Source organism: Nocardioidaceae bacterium (assembly GCA_018672315.1).
In the GTDB taxonomy this organism is placed as follows: domain Bacteria; phylum Actinomycetota; class Actinomycetes; order Propionibacteriales; family Nocardioidaceae; genus TYQ2.
The window spans coordinates 1141982-1156353 of the sequence record CP076053.1; the positions used below are offsets into that span (position 1 = coordinate 1141982).

At 68.4% G+C, this 14372-nt stretch carries 14 protein-coding genes; all 14 read right to left on the reverse strand.

Annotated elements, in window-relative coordinates:
* Positions 1 to 18: 18 nt before the first annotated feature.
* The 14 genes from KLP28_05320 to rplK all read right to left on the reverse strand — a co-directional run bounded on the left by KLP28_05320 (position 19) and on the right by rplK (position 14339).
* A complete protein-coding gene (locus KLP28_05320; protein ID QWC86136.1) occupies positions 19 to 1284 on the reverse strand; it encodes an MCE family protein in 1266 nt (421 codons plus the stop codon).
* A complete protein-coding gene (locus KLP28_05325; protein ID QWC86137.1) occupies positions 1281 to 2909 on the reverse strand; it encodes an MCE family protein in 1629 nt (542 codons plus the stop codon). The genes KLP28_05320 and KLP28_05325 overlap by 4 nt, the downstream gene beginning before the upstream one ends.
* A gap of 29 nt (positions 2910 to 2938) precedes the next feature.
* Positions 2939 to 4138, reverse strand: a complete 1200-nt coding sequence (locus KLP28_05330) for an MCE family protein (protein ID QWC86138.1) — start codon at positions 4136 to 4138, stop codon at positions 2939 to 2941.
* On the reverse strand, positions 4135 to 5139 hold the full coding sequence (locus tag KLP28_05335) for an MCE family protein (protein ID QWC86139.1): 1005 nt from the start codon (positions 5137 to 5139) through the stop codon (positions 4135 to 4137). Before KLP28_05335 ends, KLP28_05330 begins: the two co-directional genes overlap by 4 nt.
* Positions 5139 to 6167, reverse strand: coding sequence for an MCE family protein (locus tag KLP28_05340; GenBank protein QWC86140.1), 1029 nt, complete (start codon positions 6165 to 6167; stop codon positions 5139 to 5141). Before KLP28_05340 ends, KLP28_05335 begins: the two co-directional genes overlap by 1 nt.
* Positions 6168 to 6241: 74 nt before the next feature.
* Positions 6242 to 7468, reverse strand: a complete 1227-nt coding sequence (locus KLP28_05345; GenBank protein QWC86141.1) for an MCE family protein — start codon at positions 7466 to 7468, stop codon at positions 6242 to 6244.
* A complete protein-coding gene (locus KLP28_05350) occupies positions 7465 to 8292 on the reverse strand; it encodes an ABC transporter permease (protein QWC86142.1) in 828 nt (275 codons plus the stop codon). Before KLP28_05350 ends, KLP28_05345 begins: the two co-directional genes overlap by 4 nt.
* Before the next feature lie 4 nt (positions 8293 to 8296).
* Complete coding sequence (locus tag KLP28_05355) at positions 8297 to 9079, reverse strand: ABC transporter permease (protein ID QWC86143.1); 783 nt, start codon at positions 9077 to 9079, stop codon at positions 8297 to 8299.
* Position 9080: 1 nt separating this feature from the next.
* A complete protein-coding gene (locus tag KLP28_05360) occupies positions 9081 to 10028 on the reverse strand; it encodes an ATP-binding cassette domain-containing protein (GenBank protein ID QWC86144.1) in 948 nt (315 codons plus the stop codon).
* 317 nt (positions 10029 to 10345) lie between these two features.
* Positions 10346 to 10738, reverse strand: a complete 393-nt coding sequence (gene rplL / locus KLP28_05365) for a 50S ribosomal protein L7/L12 (GenBank protein ID QWC86145.1) — start codon at positions 10736 to 10738, stop codon at positions 10346 to 10348.
* Positions 10739 to 10853: 115 nt separating this feature from the next.
* Positions 10854 to 11417, reverse strand: a complete 564-nt coding sequence (gene rplJ, locus KLP28_05370) for a 50S ribosomal protein L10 (GenBank protein QWC86146.1) — start codon at positions 11415 to 11417, stop codon at positions 10854 to 10856.
* Positions 11418 to 11688: 271 nt separating this feature from the next.
* Positions 11689 to 12993 carry a hypothetical protein gene (locus KLP28_05375; GenBank protein ID QWC86147.1) on the reverse strand — a complete coding sequence of 435 codons (1305 nt, stop codon included), beginning with the start codon at positions 12991 to 12993 and terminating at the stop codon, positions 11689 to 11691.
* Between the two features lie 111 nt (positions 12994 to 13104).
* The gene (gene rplA / locus KLP28_05380) at positions 13105 to 13827 is read right to left on the reverse strand and encodes a 50S ribosomal protein L1 (protein QWC86148.1); all 723 of its coding nucleotides are present in this window, start codon (positions 13825 to 13827) and stop codon (positions 13105 to 13107) included.
* A gap of 80 nt (positions 13828 to 13907) precedes the next feature.
* Complete coding sequence (gene rplK, locus KLP28_05385) at positions 13908 to 14339, reverse strand: 50S ribosomal protein L11 (protein QWC86149.1); 432 nt, start codon at positions 14337 to 14339, stop codon at positions 13908 to 13910.
* Positions 14340 to 14372 lie beyond the last annotated feature (33 nt).

The following is a 14372-nucleotide window of genomic DNA, read 5'->3' on the forward strand; positions in this document are numbered from 1 at the left end:
CCTTCCTCGGGCGGCGCCTCACTGACCCACGGGCCAGGACAGCAGGCTCTGCAGGTCCGAGCGCTGGTCGACGGGGACGCTCTTCGGGGTCCGGTCCGACATCTCGTCGCCCATGGTGAGCTCTCCGGTCTCGCTGTTGAACGACCCGATGACCGGCGACCGCTCGCCGGCGAACGCCGCACGCGGCGCGTTCTGGGTGCCGCGAGGGTTGACGGACGGGGGCGCCGAGCACCGCGCGTTGAAGTCCATGGGGGCGTCGCCGACCTCCTGGGGCGCCCGGACGCGGGCGTTGTAGCCCTGCTCGCAGACGGGCGACTGCTGTGTCAGGACGAGCCCGAAGTGAGCGTCGCTCAGACCGGAGTTGGGGTCCTCCTCGACGACGGTGAAGCCGCCCGCCACGACGTAGGGGAAGATTACGAGGAGCTGCTCGACCCCGTCGATGTTCTGCACGACGGTGCGTCCGGTCGTCACCAGGTTGTTCAGCAGCTGGCCGAGCTGCTGCTGGTTGTTCTCGATGAACGTGCGCAACTGCCTCGAGGTGGCCGAGCCGTTGTTGATGACCTGACGCAGGTCGTCGTCGGAGTCCGCCAGGGTGGTGGAGAAGGCGGCGAGGTCGTTCGCGAAGGACCGGATCGCCGACCGCTTGTCGATCTGCGTGGACAGCACCGTGTCGGAGGTGTTGATCAGCGCGCGGGTGACCTCGAAGTTGGCGTTCGCGGTGTCGATGAAGGACGAGGACGTCTCGATGATCCGGCCGAGGTCCGGTCCGGTCCCCTCGAAGGCGTCACCTGCCTCCATGACCGTCTGGCGGAGGTCCTGTTTGTCGACGCTGTCGACCGTGGTGACGACGTCCTCGAGGAGCTTCGTGGTCGAGATGGGCAGCGCGGTCATGGCGCGGGGGATCTCCGACCCGGCCTCCAGGAACGGTCCGCCGTCGGACTGCGGCTGCAGCTCGACGTACTGCTCGCCGACTGCGGAGCGGCTGCCGATCAGGGCACGTGAGTTCGCCGGGATGTCGTCGTAACCGTCTTCGATGTCGAGCACGATGTCGATGCCGCCGGGCACCAGGTTCATGGCCTTGACATCGCCGATGGTCACACCGCGGTAGGTCACCTCGGCGCCCTCGAAGGCGCCCCCGGAGTCCGCGAAGTGTGCGGTCACCGGGTAGGTGGTCGTCATGAACAGCCGGTCGAGCTGCGCGTAGCGGGCGCCGACGAAGGTCACGCCCAGCAGCGAGATGATCACGAAGATCAAGAGCTGGACCTTGGTGCGCTGGGTGATCACGGGTTGTCCACTCCCCACATCAGAAGGAACGCCAGGTCGGACTGTGGCGTGGGGTCGGTGTCGACGCTGCCGGTCGCCGCGCGCGGCAGCAGTCCACCGACCACGCCGCCGAGTCCGCCACCGCCGTTGCCGCCGCCACCGTTGCCGCCGCCGTTGCCGCCGCCACCGAGCAGGCCGGACAGGATCCCGGGGATGCCGCCGTCGTTGTCCTGCTGGAACAGCTGGAGCAGGCCGGCGCACAGCGGGTTGCGGGAACCGTTGCCGTTGGGGCCGGACACACGGTTGCAGATCTTGCGGATCTGCTTGGGTGCCAGGTCCTCACACGCGCGGGAGGTCGGGTCGCCGTTGCGGATGCAGCGACGGATCGGGCTGAGGGTCTCGTTCACGGCACCGCCCGGGTCCTCCAGGACATCGCCGAGCCCGTCGCCGATGCCGCGAAGAGTCGCGCACAGGGGGTTGTCGCGCCCACCGACCCGCTCACAGACCCTGTCGATCTGGTTCGGGCCGAGATCGGCGCAAGCTTCGGAGAGGCCACCCCCGCTGAGGAGGCCGCTCTGCAGACAGGCCACGACCTCGGAGACGGGCTCGTCGATCTCGGGCACGCCCGTCGGCGGGAGGTCCGGGACCACGAGGTTGGAGTAGTCCAGGTCGAGCTGGATGTCGAGGTTGACGTAGTCGCCGAATGCGATCGACCGCGCTTGGGCGGGGTTGCGTCCCACGAGCCCGTCGACGAAGGGATACGTCAGCGCTGTCGAGATGGCCTGCGGGAAGTCGTCGCCGGACTTGCGGAGCTGGGTCAGCACCGGACGCAGATTCCTCAAGGTCGCGATCGTGCCGGCCTTCGACTGGTTGATCACGCGGACGCCCACGTCGCTGAGGCGGTCGAGCGCCTCGAGCACGCGGACGATGTCGTCGCGCTGTCCGTCGAGCGAGTTCAGCGAGGCCGGCAGCTCCTCGAGCGCGTTGATGATGGCGGGCTTCTGCTGGTTCAGCGAGATGGCGAGCTGGTTCACCGACTCCAGCGCGGTGACGATGTCGTCGCGGTTATCGTTGAGCTGACCCACGAACTGGTCGAAGGTGCTCAGCAGCTGCTTGATCTGGGGCTGGCGACCGTCCATCGCGATGTTCAGCTCGCTGAAGATCGTCTTGAGCTGTCCGACTCCACCGCCGTTGAGGATCAGCGACAGCGCGCCGAGCACCTCCTCGACCTCGGGATTGCGACCGGTCTGCGACAGCGGGATCGTGTCGCCGGTCTCGAGTTCGCCCTGCGCACCCTCCGGCGGCGGAGCCAACGAGACGAATTTCTCGCCGAGCAGGCTGGTCTGTCGGATCTCACCGAGGGCGTTGTCGGGGAGGTCGGTGTCCCTGCGGATCTCCACGGTCACGGTGGCGGTCCAGTCGTTCAGCTCGACGGCCTTGACCTTGCCGACGGTGATGTCGGCGACCTTGACAGAGGACTGCGGCACCAGGTCGAGGGCGTCGCGGAACTCGACGTCGACGGTGATGGGGTCCTCGCCGGTGTCCGCACCACCGGGCAGGGGCACCTCGTAGATCGAGAAGCCGCAGCTCGAGAGCCCGACCGCCAGGGCGGCACCGACGGCGAGCGAGCGGAGACCTCGCCGCACACCGCGACGGTTCCGTGTGGGACGTGCGCTCACTGTCCACCTCCGATGATCCCGGCGAGCGTGGCGTCGCCGTACTGGTCGGGCCGATCCGGCGCGGCCACGCCGGCCCGGGGCAGCAGCTGCGACACGTCGTCGAGGGGCAGCGCGTCCGTCACCTGGCTCAACGGCCCCTTGATCGAGTTGCAGAGCTGGTCCCCGCCGGGCTGCTCGCGCAAGATCCCGCAGAGGCCTTGGATCGGGTTGTTCAGCAGCATCTTGAACGGCTGGGTCAGGTTGGCGCGCGTGTCGAGCGTCCCTGCCGCGGGGTTGTAGACGAGGTACAGGTTGTTCAGCGCCAGGGGGGCGTCGGTGAGGATCGAGTCCAGGGACTCCCGCTCGTTGACCAGGATCCGCGTCAGTCGCTGGAGGCTGTCGATGTTGCTCGACAGCGACCCGCGGTTGTCCTGCACGAATCGGCGCACCTCGACCAGCGCGGTGCCCAGGTTGTCGAGGGTGGCGGCGAGGTCGTCGCGCTCTCCCTCGAGCAGGTCCGCCGCGCCCTGGAGCGAGTCGTTGAACTGACGCACCGTCTCGTCGTTGTCGGCCAGGATCTTCACGAACCGCTGCACCTGCGTGACGGTGTCGAAGAGCGCGTCCTTGTTGTTGTCCAGCGTGGTGGTCAGACCGGTGATGTCGGTGATGGTCTGGTTGATCTTGCGGCCGTTGCCGGCGAGGTTGTCGGCCGTGTTGGCGAGCAGCTTCGACAGGGGGCCCTCGCCGTCCGGTCCGGGAGCGTTCGCCCCCTGCGGGCCGATGGCGACGAGCAGGTCGTCGATGCCCTGGTAGACGTCGTCGAGCTCGAGCGGCTCGGCGGTGCGGTCGACACCCAGCTGGGCGCCGTCGGCCAGCACCGGACCGGAGCCGTCGTACGCGGGGATCATCTGGATGAAGCGGTCGCCGACGACGGCCGGGGTCACGATCACCGCGGTCGCGTCCTCGGGGAGCTTGACCGACTCGGGGTAGGACACCTCGACCTTGACCGTCGTGCCGTTGGGTTCGACGGAGTCGACGGACCCGACCGGGACACCGAGCACGCGGATGTCGGAACCCTTGTAGACCGAGATGGCGCGGTCGAAGGACAGCGTCGCCGTCTTGGTGCCCTCGCCGCCCAGGAGGAAGACCGCGAGACCCGCCACGACCGCCAGCGCGATCGCACCGGTGAGCAGCGTCGAGAGGTTGGGGAGCTTCATCGGTTCTGCCTCCCGAGGATCTCGCCGATCGTGCCCTCGATCGAAGGCACCGCCAGCGGGAAGTTCTGGATGATCGTGTCGAACCACGGTCCGCTGCCCAGCGTGTTGCCGAACACCCGGTAGAACGGCTCCATCAGCCGCAGGGTGCGCTCGAGGTTGCCCTGGTTCTCGAGGAGGTTGCGGACCACGGCGTCGAGGTTGTCCAGCGCCGGCTTCAGGTCGGCGCGCGACTGACGCACCAGGATCGTCAGCTCCTGGGAGAACTGGGTGGTGGAGACGAGCAGCCGGTTGATGGCCTCGCGCCGGCGGACGAGCGCGCGGAAGAGCTCATCGCCCTCCTCCATCAGCGTGATGAGGTTGTCGCCCTGGTTGGCCAGGACGGTGGATACCTCGTCGAGGTTGTTGAGCAGCGCGTTGAGCTCCTCGTCTCGCTTCGCCACGTTGATCGACAGCGCGGAGAGCCCGTCCAGCGCGCTGCGGAACTCCTCGGGCGTGTCCTCGGTGACCTGCGCGAGCGTGGTCAGCGACTCCGCGAGGTTGTCGCGGTCGATCGCCTCCGAGGTCTCGGCCAGACCCTCGAACGCCTCGATGATGTTGTAGGGCGACGAGGTGCGCGTGACGGGGATGACGGCGTCGGTCGCGAGCTCGCCCGAGCCCTCGGGGGTCAGCATCATGAAGGTCGCGCCGAGCAAGGTCTTCACGCGTATCTCGGCGCCGGTCTGCTGACCGAAGCCCGAGGAGCTGTCGACGCGGAACTCGGCCCGGACACGGTCACCCATGAGCTCGATGCCGGTGACCTTGCCGACCCGGACGCCCGCGACGCGGACCTCGTCGCCGGAGCTGAGGCCGCCCGCCTCGGTGAAGTCGGCGTAGTAGACGTCGCCACCGCCCACCAGGGGCAGCTTGTTGGCGTTGAAGGCGGTGATCATCAGCGCGAGGAGCACCGCGATGGAGATCGCCCCGATGGTGACGGGATTGCGCTGCCGGAAGGGCTTGGCCATCAGAGGTCACACCTCTCCGCGTTGATGTTGTAGTCGATCGGCACGGCGTTGTTGCCGGGCAGCTTCACGTTGCCGGTGAAGCGGCAGAGGTAGAAGTTGAAGAAGGAGCCGTAGATCGCCGTACGCCCGATCTTCTGCAGCTTGATCGGCATCACCTGCAGGGTGCGGTCGATCTCGCCGGAGTTGCGTCGGAGAGTGGCCGCGAGACCGCGCAGCTGCTTGACGTCGGCGATCAGCGGCTGCCGGATGCCCGTGACCAGGTCGGCGGTCTCGTCGGTGAGGTCGGAGATCGAGTTCAGCGAGCCGAGGATGGCTTGCTTGTCGGAGTTCAGTCCCGTCACGAGCTCGCGCAGCCGCGTGAGCAGGTTGTCGAGCTGCTGGTCTCGGTCACCGACGGTGCGCAGGGTCTCGTTGAGGTTCGCGATGAGGTCACCGATGAGCTGGTCGCGTGAGGCCAGCTCGTTGGTGATGCCGGCGGTGTTGCTCAACAGGCTCTCGACCGTGCCGCCCTCACCCTGGAGCACCTGGATGACGTTCATCGACAGCTCGTTCACGTCGTCGGGGTTCAGCGCCGCGAACAGCGGCTTGAAGCCGTTGAAGAGCACCGTCAGGTCGAGAGCGGGCGAGGTGCGGGACATCGGCACCGTCGACCCGGCCTCGAGCGGCTGCCCTGCGTCCGACCCCTTGGTCAGCGCGATGTAGCGCTGGCCGACGAGCGTGCGGTACCGGATCTGGACGTTGGTGGTGTCGGTCATCGGCGCGGTCTTGGCGACGCTGAAGGTGACCAGGGCCTTGTCGCGGTCGATGATCTCGGTGCCCGAGACCGTGCCGACACGGACGCCCGCGATGCGGACGTCGTCACCGCTCACGACGCCGGTGACGTCCTCGAAGACGGCCTTGAACTCCCGGGTGTCACGGAAGCTGATGTTGCCGATCGTGACAGCCAGCAGACCGGTCGCCAGGATCGTCACGATCATGAAGATCAGGAGCTTGACCAGGTCGGCGAGTGTCGCCTTGTCGAGCTTCACTCAGCTCACCTCCGTGACGGCCGGGACGAGGACGGGCGGGACGACCTGCACGTCTCCGCGGTTGGTGGACGTCATCACGAACCGCCTCGAGACAGGGGGACGTCCCATAGCTCCGCGAGGTCCGAGGAGGAGTTGAAGCGCTCCTGGAACGACACCGCGGCGCGCTTGCCGAGCGACGCGTCGTTCACGCCGTCGTCGAAGTCGGGGATCTGGCTGCGCGGGATCAGGTTGGACTGGGAGAACGCGCCGTCGACAGCCCGGTTGCACAGCTGGATCACGTCGGGCGTCGGCTTCTGGCGAGCTCCGAAGGTCGCGCGGTCGCCCGTGGTGTAGCCCCGCGGCTGGTTCGGCAGCAGCTCGAGGTTGATGTGCAGGGTGTTGTTGCGGAACGCCTCGCCGAGCATCGGCGTCTGCTTGGTGAGCCCTCGCAGCAGGCACTGGAACTCGGGCGAGTAGAACGCGAGCAGGTCGGTCTGGCGACGGCCCAGACGAGCCGTCGTGATGAGGTTCTCGCCGTTCTCGTCGAGGAAGGTGCGCGTCGTGCCGGAGAGCTCGGCCACCTGGTCCAAGGTCGCCTGCAGCTGCTGCTCGCGCTCCTCGAGGGTGCCCGTCGTGAGGACCGTGTTGCGCAGGATGGTGCCCAGCTGGGGCGCGATGCCGGCGTACACGTCGGCCGTGCCGTCGAGGAGCCGGAGGTCCTCGATGGCCTGGGGCAACTCGGGGTTCAGGCGGGTCAGGTAGGTGTTCGCGGTGACCAGACCCTCGCCGATCATCTCGCCACGACCCTCCAGGGCCGTGGCCAGCGCGTTGAGGGTGAAGTTGATCTGCGCGGGCTCGACGGTGCGCAGCAGCGGGAACACCGACTCGAGGACGTCCTCGATCTCGGTGGGCAGCTTCGCCTGCTGGATGGTGTCGCCCGCCTGCAGCGACGGGCCACCGAGACCGTCGGTGACCTGCAGGTCGACGAACTTCTCGCCGAACAGCGTCTTCGGGAGGAGCGCCCCCTGCACGTCGGCCGGGACCTTGTCGATCTCGTCCGGGTACATGCCGAGGGTGATGGTGGCGCCCTCGTTCGTGCCCTTGACCTCGAGGACTTCACCGACGAACTTGCCACGCAGCTTGACGTCCGCCCGGCTCGGGAGCTGCAGACCGGCGCTCTCCGCCTTCAGCGTCACCTCGTCGTAGGCGGTGAACTGCTTGGTGAAGATCGCGTACGTCAGGTAGACGCCCGCCACGAGCGCCAGGATGTACGCCGCGCCGAGGACGCGGTTGCCGAAGATCTTGCCGAAGAATGACTTCATCCCGCCAACCTCACGGTGGTGCTCGCTCCCCAGATCGCCATGGAGAGGAACAGGTCGATGACGTTGATCGCGACGATCGACAGTCGGACTGCGCTGCCCACGGCGATGCCCACACCTGCGGGACCGCCCGAGGCGGTGTAGCCGTAGTAGCAGTGCACGAGGATCACGACGACGGCGAAGACCAGCACCTTGCCGAAGGACCACAGCACGTCGCCGGGTGGCAGGAACTGGTTGAAGTAGTGGTCGTAGGTGCCCGCGCTCTGCCCGAAGAACTGCGTCACGGTGAGTCGCGTCGCGAAGTACGAGGACATCAGGCCCACGACGTACAGGGGGACGACGGCGACCAGACCCGCCAGGATGCGGGAGGTCACGAGGAAGGGGATCGAGGGGATCGCCATGACCTCCAGGGCGTCGATCTCCTCGGAGATGCGCATCGCGCCGAGCTGGGCGGTGAAACCGCAGCCGACGGTCGCCGCCAGGGCGATGCCGGCGACCAGCGGGGCGATCTCCCGGGTGTTGAAGTACGCCGAGACGAACCCGGTGAAGGCCGAGGTGCCGATCTGGTTCAGCGCGGCATACCCCTGCAGGCCGACCTCGGTGCCGGTGAAGAACGCGAGACCGGTGATCACACCGACGGTGCCGCCGATGACCGACAGCGCCCCCGAGCCGAGGGTCACCTCGGCCAGGAGCCGCATGATCTCCTTCTTGTACCGGCGGATCGTGCGCGGGCTCCACGCGAGCGCGCGGATGAAGAAGCTGAGCTCCGCACCGAGGTTGTCGAGCACCCCGAGCGGCTTCTGGTAGACGGCCTTCACGCTTGCCACGACGTCACCCTGTCTTCGGTGGGACGAGCTGGAAGTACACGGCGGACAGGATGAAGTTCACGACGAACAGCAGCATGAAGGTGATGACCACCGACTCGTTCACCGCGTCACCGACACCCTTCGGCCCGCCGGCCGCGTTCATGCCCTTGTACGCGGCGACGATCGCAGCGATGAAGCCGAAGAAGATCGCCTTGATGAAGCCCTGGTACAGGTCGGGCAGCTGCGCCAGCGCGGTGAAGCTCGCGAGGTAGGCGCCCGGCGTGCCGTCCTGGAGCACCACGTTGAAGACGTATCCGCCGGCGATGCCGACGACGCTGACGAGGCCGTTCAGGAAGACCGCGACCATGACCGCGGCGAGCACCCGGGGGACGACGAGCCGCTGGATGGGGTCGATGCCGAGCACCATCATCGCGTCGAGCTCCTCGCGGATCTTGCGAGCGCCGAGGTCGGCGGCGATGGCCGACCCTCCCGCGCCCGCCACGAGGAGGGCTGTCGCGATGGGCCCGGCTTCTCGCACCACCGCGAGCACCGCCGCCGAACCCGTGAACGACTGGGCTCCGAACTGCTTGATCAGGCCACCCACCTGCAACGCGATGACCGCGCCGAAGGGGATGGCGACCAGCGCCGTCGGGATGATCGTCACCGAGGCGATGAACCACGCCTGCTGCAGGAACTCACGCAGCTGGAAGGGCCGCTTGAAGATGTTGCGGGTCACGTCCAGCCCGAAGGCGAAGAGCTTGCCCGCGGTCCCGACGGGCGCCAGGACGCGGGTGGCGGTCGAGGCCAACTCAGTTCACCATCGTCATGTTCGGCTCGAAGGAGCCGGGAGGCGGCGTGACGCCATTCGCCGCGCACCAGGCGCCGGGGTCGCGCTGCGACCGACGACGGATGCCGTTGGAGGGCTCGAGCTGCACGGGGATCGGGGGCAGGGGCGGGAGCTCCTGGCCGGACTCGGCCTCGAGCTCGTCGTCGTCCTTCTCCTCGGACATGCCGATCGGACCGATGCGCTGAGCGTTCAGGAACTGCCTGACGACAGGCTCCTCGGAGCTCAGGAGCATCTCGCGGGGCCCGAACATCGCGAGGTGCTTGTGGTAGAGCAGGCCGATGTTGTCGGGCACGGTGCGCGCGGTGTTGATGTCGTGGGTCACGATCAGGAACGTCGCGTCGATCTGGGCGTTGAGGTCGACGATCAGCTGGTTGAGGAAGGCCGAGCGCACCGGGTCGAGGCCGGAGTCCGGCTCGTCGAAGAGGACGATCTCGGGGTCAAGCACCAGTGCGCGCGCCAGGCCGGCCCGCTTGCGCATGCCGCCGGAGATCTCGCCCGGCAGCTTGTCCTCGGTGCCGATGAGGCCGACGAGGTCGAGCTTCTCCATGACGATGTCGCGGACCTCGGACTCGGACTTCTTCGTGTGCTCGCGCAGGGGGAAGGCGATGTTGTCGTAGAGGTTCATCGAGCCGAACATCGCGCCGTCCTGGAACAGCACGCCGAAGAGCTTGCGGATCTCGTACAGCTCGTCCTCGGGACAGGACGCGATGTCGGTGCCCTGGATGATGATCTCGCCGCGGTCGGGCTTCAGCAGGCCGATCAGCGTCTTGAGGAACACGGACTTGCCCGTGCCGGAGGGGCCGAGCATCACGCAGATCTCCCCGGCGGGGATCGTCAGGGTCACGTCGCCCCAGATCAGCTGCTTGCCGAAGGACTTGGTCAGGTGGTTGACCTGGATCTCGGTGCCCATGCGGGACCCCTTCCGATTCGGACGTGCTCGAGCACGGCTGAGCCGCGCACCCCGCGCGGACCCGCCCTACCCGCGGGTAAGTGCTTCGAGAAAGTTACGACAAAGCGGCGACGTCGTCATCCCTTCGCGAGGAACTGACCCGTTCGACACCTCGGCGTGATCTCGAAGCCCAGGTGAGGAATGGTACAGGCCACCTGTGACGTACGCCGCACGATCTGCTAGCCGGGGGCAAATCGAGACAAAACGAGCGACGGCCGACCCCCGGTCGGGGGTCGGCCGTCGCGCCGTCGTGCGAGGTGGTGCAGGTCAGGCAGAGGTCACTTGACGGTGACGGTCGCGCCGGCACCCTCGAGCTGCTCCTTGGCCTTGTCGGCCGCGTCCTTGGCGACCTTCTCCAGGATCGCCTTGGGGGCGGACTCCACCAGCTCCTTGGCCTCCTTCAGGCCGAGCGAGGTGAGGGCGCGCACCTCCTTGATGACGTTGATCTTCTTGTCACCGGCGGCCTCGAGGACGACGTCGAACTCGTCCTGCTCCTCGGCGGCCGCGCCACCGGCGTCGCCGCCACCGGCGGCCGGGGCGGCAGCGGCGGCCACGGGGGCGGCCGCGGTGACGCCGAAGGTCTCCTCGAACTGCTTCACGAACTCGCTGAGCTCGAGAAGGGTCATCTCCTTGAACGCGTCGAGGAGCTCGTCGTTGCTGAGCTTCGCCATGGTGGCGGCTCCTTCCATGTCGTGGAACATGCCGTCGGTCCGGTCGGCCCGACGGGTCGGTCAGTGGTGGTGCAGGTGGTCACGAGGACCGGCGGGTCCGGGGGGACCCGGCTGGTCACTCCGCGTCGGTCGCCTCGCCAGCGCCTCCGGCGAGGACGGACGGGTCCGCCTCGGCCTTGGCCTGCAGCGCCGCCGCGAGACGCGCGGTCTGCGCGAGCGGGGCGTTGATGAGGTAGACCGCCTGGCTCAGCGACGCCAGCATGGCGCCGGCCATCTTGCCCAGGAGGACCTCGCGGCTCTCCAGGTCGGCGATCTTGGCGAGCTCGGCCGCGTCCACCGGGGCGCCGTCGATGACGCCGCCCTTGATGACGAGAGCCGGGTTCTCCTTCGCGAAGTCACGCAGACCCTTCGCCGCCTCGACCAGGTCGCCGTTGATGAAGGCGATGGCGGTCGGGCCGGTGAGCAGGTCGTCGACACCGTCGACCCCGGCCTCACGGGCGGCGATCTTGGTGAGCGTGTTCTTGACCACGGCGTACGAGGCGTGCTCGCCCAGGCTCCGTCGCAGCTGCTGCAGCTGCGACACGGTGAGCCCGCGGTACTCGGTCAGCACGGCGCCCGAGGAGTCCGCGAACGAGTCCGCGATCTCCTTCACGGCGGCTTGCTTGTCTGGCCGCGCCATGGGTCTCCTTCTCGGTCGGTTCGGAACCAGGCGCCGCCCGGTGGGAGGCGCCTCGACCTCGGTGCACCGGGGCCCGAGACGAAGAAACGCCCCTGCGCAGGCGCAGAGGCGTGAGGATGACGTCCACGTGTGTGGACGGTCCGACCGACTGTCACCTGCGCTGGCTGCTGCTGCCCGTCGCCGGGCGGCAGACCTTCGTCCGGAGCTCCGGAGACCAGCGGTCTGTGGTTACAGCTGGTCAGCGTACGCGGGGTGGGCGCTCCGCACCAAATCAGGCCGAGCGGGCCTCGGGGGCGAGCACCTCGACCTCGTCGAGCCCGCGGCTCAGGACTGCTGCGAGGACGCACATGCCGGCGAAGATGCCGATGGTCGCGGCCGCGCCGATGGCGGCGAAGGCCGCTCCCAGCGCACCGACGACCAGCAGGATCACGCCGATCACGGTGTTCGCGACCGCCGTGTACGCCGGGCGCTGGTCCTCCGGCGCCATGTCGACCAGGTAGGTGGACCGACCCACGCGTACGCCGTGGTAGCTGATCATGAGTCCGAAGAGCGCCACCGGCATCGCCCACACCGTGGTCGCCAGCCCGGCTGCCTGGAGCGCGAGCGCCGCCACGAGGGCCACCGCGGCCGCGAGACCGGACCGCTCGAGCACGGCACGGCTGGAGTGGTCCGAGAGGCGACCCCACACGTAGGAGCTGAGCAGGGACGCCGCGGCGGAGGCGAGGACGAGACCTCCGAGGTTGGCCAGGTCCTCGGCGTCGGAGGAGCCGAGCAGCACCAGGTACGGCGGGGCGAGTGCCGTGGCCGTCAGCAGGCCGCGGACGACGATCATCCGGACCAGCTGGGGATCCTGCCTCAGCAGCCGCAGCTGTCCCCACGGTGTGCCGCCGTGCTCGCGCGGCGTCGGCTCCTCGGTGATCGTGGCGAAGAAGGCGGCTGCGAACAGCCACCCGGCCGCGGCCAGCACGAGCGCGACGACGACGACCGCGAAGCGGTCGAGCGTGCCGACCAGCAGCACGATCGCGAAGACCACCACACCGGCCGAGGCGACCGAGGAGGCGAACCCCGTCACCGACCCGCGGCGCGAGGACCCCACGGTCTTGCCGAGCACGTCCTTGTGGCTGACCGAGCAGACCGACCGAGCAATCGCCAGGACGCCGAGCAGCACGCAGATCGCGACGCCGGCGGCGTCGCCCTCGAGGGTCAACGCCGCCACGGCGATGCCCACGGCGGCCAGGCCCTGCACGAAGGAGCCGCCGGCCCACGCCCACTTGCGGCGGGCCATCGCGTGGATCCGCGGAGCGGTGACCAGCTGCGGGAGCAGGGCGCCGGCCTCGCGGATCGGCACCAGGAGGCCGACCAGCACCCCGGAGGCACCGAGGTTGGTCACGAGCCAGCTGAGGACGAGCTTGGGGTCGAGCAGGCCGTCAGCGAGCTTCGTCGAGGCCAGCGACCCCCCGTGTCGCAGGAAGTTGGCCGGCTCCGCGGCGCGTGCCGTCTCGTCCAGGCCCCCGTCGCGATCCGGGTCCTCGACGAGCCGGTCGAAGAGTGCGCGCTCCAGCCGACCTGAGGACATGCCTGTTGGCTACCCCCGGGCCTCCGGGCACATGCTGCGCCGTGGACCACACGAGCCCGCCCCGCTGCACCAGCGGGACGGGCTCGGTGCGGTCGCGACGGTGCGTACGCCTCAGGCCGAGGCGACGTCCTCGTCGGAGGCGACGTTGCGCGTGCGGTTCGGGTCGACCTGGATGCCGGGGCCCATGGTCGTCGAGAAGGTCACCTTGCGCAGGTAGCGGCCCTTGGAGCTGGCCGGCTTCAGACGCAGGACCTCCTCGAGAGCCACCGCGTAGTTCTCGGCGAGCTGGGCCTCGGAGAAGGAGGACTTGCCGATGATGAAGTGCAGGTTGGCGTGGCGGTCGACGCGGAACTCGATCTTGCCGCCCTTGATGTCGGTCACGGCCTTGGCCGGGTCCGGGGTCACCGTGCCCGTCTTCGGGTTCGGCATCAGGCCGCGCGGGCCGAGGACGCGACCGAGGCGACCGACCTTGCCCATCATGTCCGGGGTCGCGACGACGGCGTCGAAGTCGAGCCAGCCGCCCGACACCCGCTCGATCATCTCGTCGCCACCGACGAAGTCGGCGCCCGCCTCCCGTGCGGCGTCTGCCTTGTCGGCGACGGCGAAGACCAGGACCCTGGCGGTCTTGCCGGTGCCGTGCGGCAGGTTGACGGTGCCGCGGACCATCTGGTCCGCCTTGCGGGGGTCGACGCCGAGCCGCATGGCGACGTCCACGGTCTCGTCGAACTTCTTCGACGCGCCCGTCTTGGCGACGGTGATCGCCTTCAGGGGGGTGTGGAGCTCGTCGGCGTCGAACTGCTCCGCTGCCTTGCGGTAGCCCTTGCTGCGCTGCATGTCTGGTCTCTTCTCTGTCTGCTCGTGTCAGGTGTGCCAGTCGTGGTGTGGGCCAGCGCGGCCCTCCCACTGGGGGTTTCTCAGTCGGTCGTGATGCCCATCGAGCGGGCGGTGCCCGCGACGATCTTCATCGCCTGGTCGATGTCGTTGGCGTTCAGGTCCGGCATCTTGGTGGTGGCGATCTCACGGATCTGGTCCGAGGTCAGCTTGCCGACCTTGTCCTTGTTGGGCACCGAGGAGCCCTTGGACAGGCCTGCGGCCTTCTTGATCAGCTCGGCCGCCGGCGGCGTCTTGGTGACGAAGCTGAAGGAGCGGTCCTCGTAGATCGTGATCTCGACCGGGATCACGTTGCCGCGCATCTGCTCGGTGGCGGCGTTGTAGGCCTTGCAGAACTCCATGATGTTCACGCCGTGGGGGCCGAGGGCCGTACCGACGGGCGGGGCCGGCGTGGCCGCGCCGGCCTGCAGCTGCACCTTCACCAGGGCAGCGATCTTCTTCTTCTTGGGGGGCATGCGGGGTCCTTACGTGTGTTGCTCGAATGGATG

Bases quoted from the DNA above. Each gene is read 5' to 3' on its own strand.
- KLP28_05330 (QWC86138.1), bottom strand. From the start codon at position 4,138: ATGAAGCTCCCCAACCTCTCGACGCTGCTCACCGGTGCGATCGCGCTG.
- KLP28_05335 (QWC86139.1), bottom strand. From the start codon at position 5,139: ATGGCCAAGCCCTTCCGGCAGCGCAATCCCGTCACCATCGGGGCGATC.
- KLP28_05345 (QWC86141.1), bottom strand. From the start codon at position 7,468: ATGAAGTCATTCTTCGGCAAGATCTTCGGCAACCGCGTCCTCGGCGCG.
- KLP28_05360 (QWC86144.1), bottom strand. From the start codon at position 10,028: ATGGGCACCGAGATCCAGGTCAACCACCTGACCAAGTCCTTCGGCAAG.
- rplL (QWC86145.1), bottom strand. From the start codon at position 10,738: ATGGCGAAGCTCAGCAACGACGAGCTCCTCGACGCGTTCAAGGAGATG.
- rplJ (QWC86146.1), bottom strand. From the start codon at position 11,417: ATGGCGCGGCCAGACAAGCAAGCCGCCGTGAAGGAGATCGCGGACTCG.
- KLP28_05375 (QWC86147.1), bottom strand. From the start codon at position 12,993: ATGTCCTCAGGTCGGCTGGAGCGCGCACTCTTCGACCGGCTCGTCGAG.
- rplA (QWC86148.1), bottom strand. From the start codon at position 13,827: ATGCAGCGCAGCAAGGGCTACCGCAAGGCAGCGGAGCAGTTCGACGCC.
- rplK (QWC86149.1), bottom strand. From the start codon at position 14,339: ATGCCCCCCAAGAAGAAGAAGATCGCTGCCCTGGTGAAGGTGCAGCTG.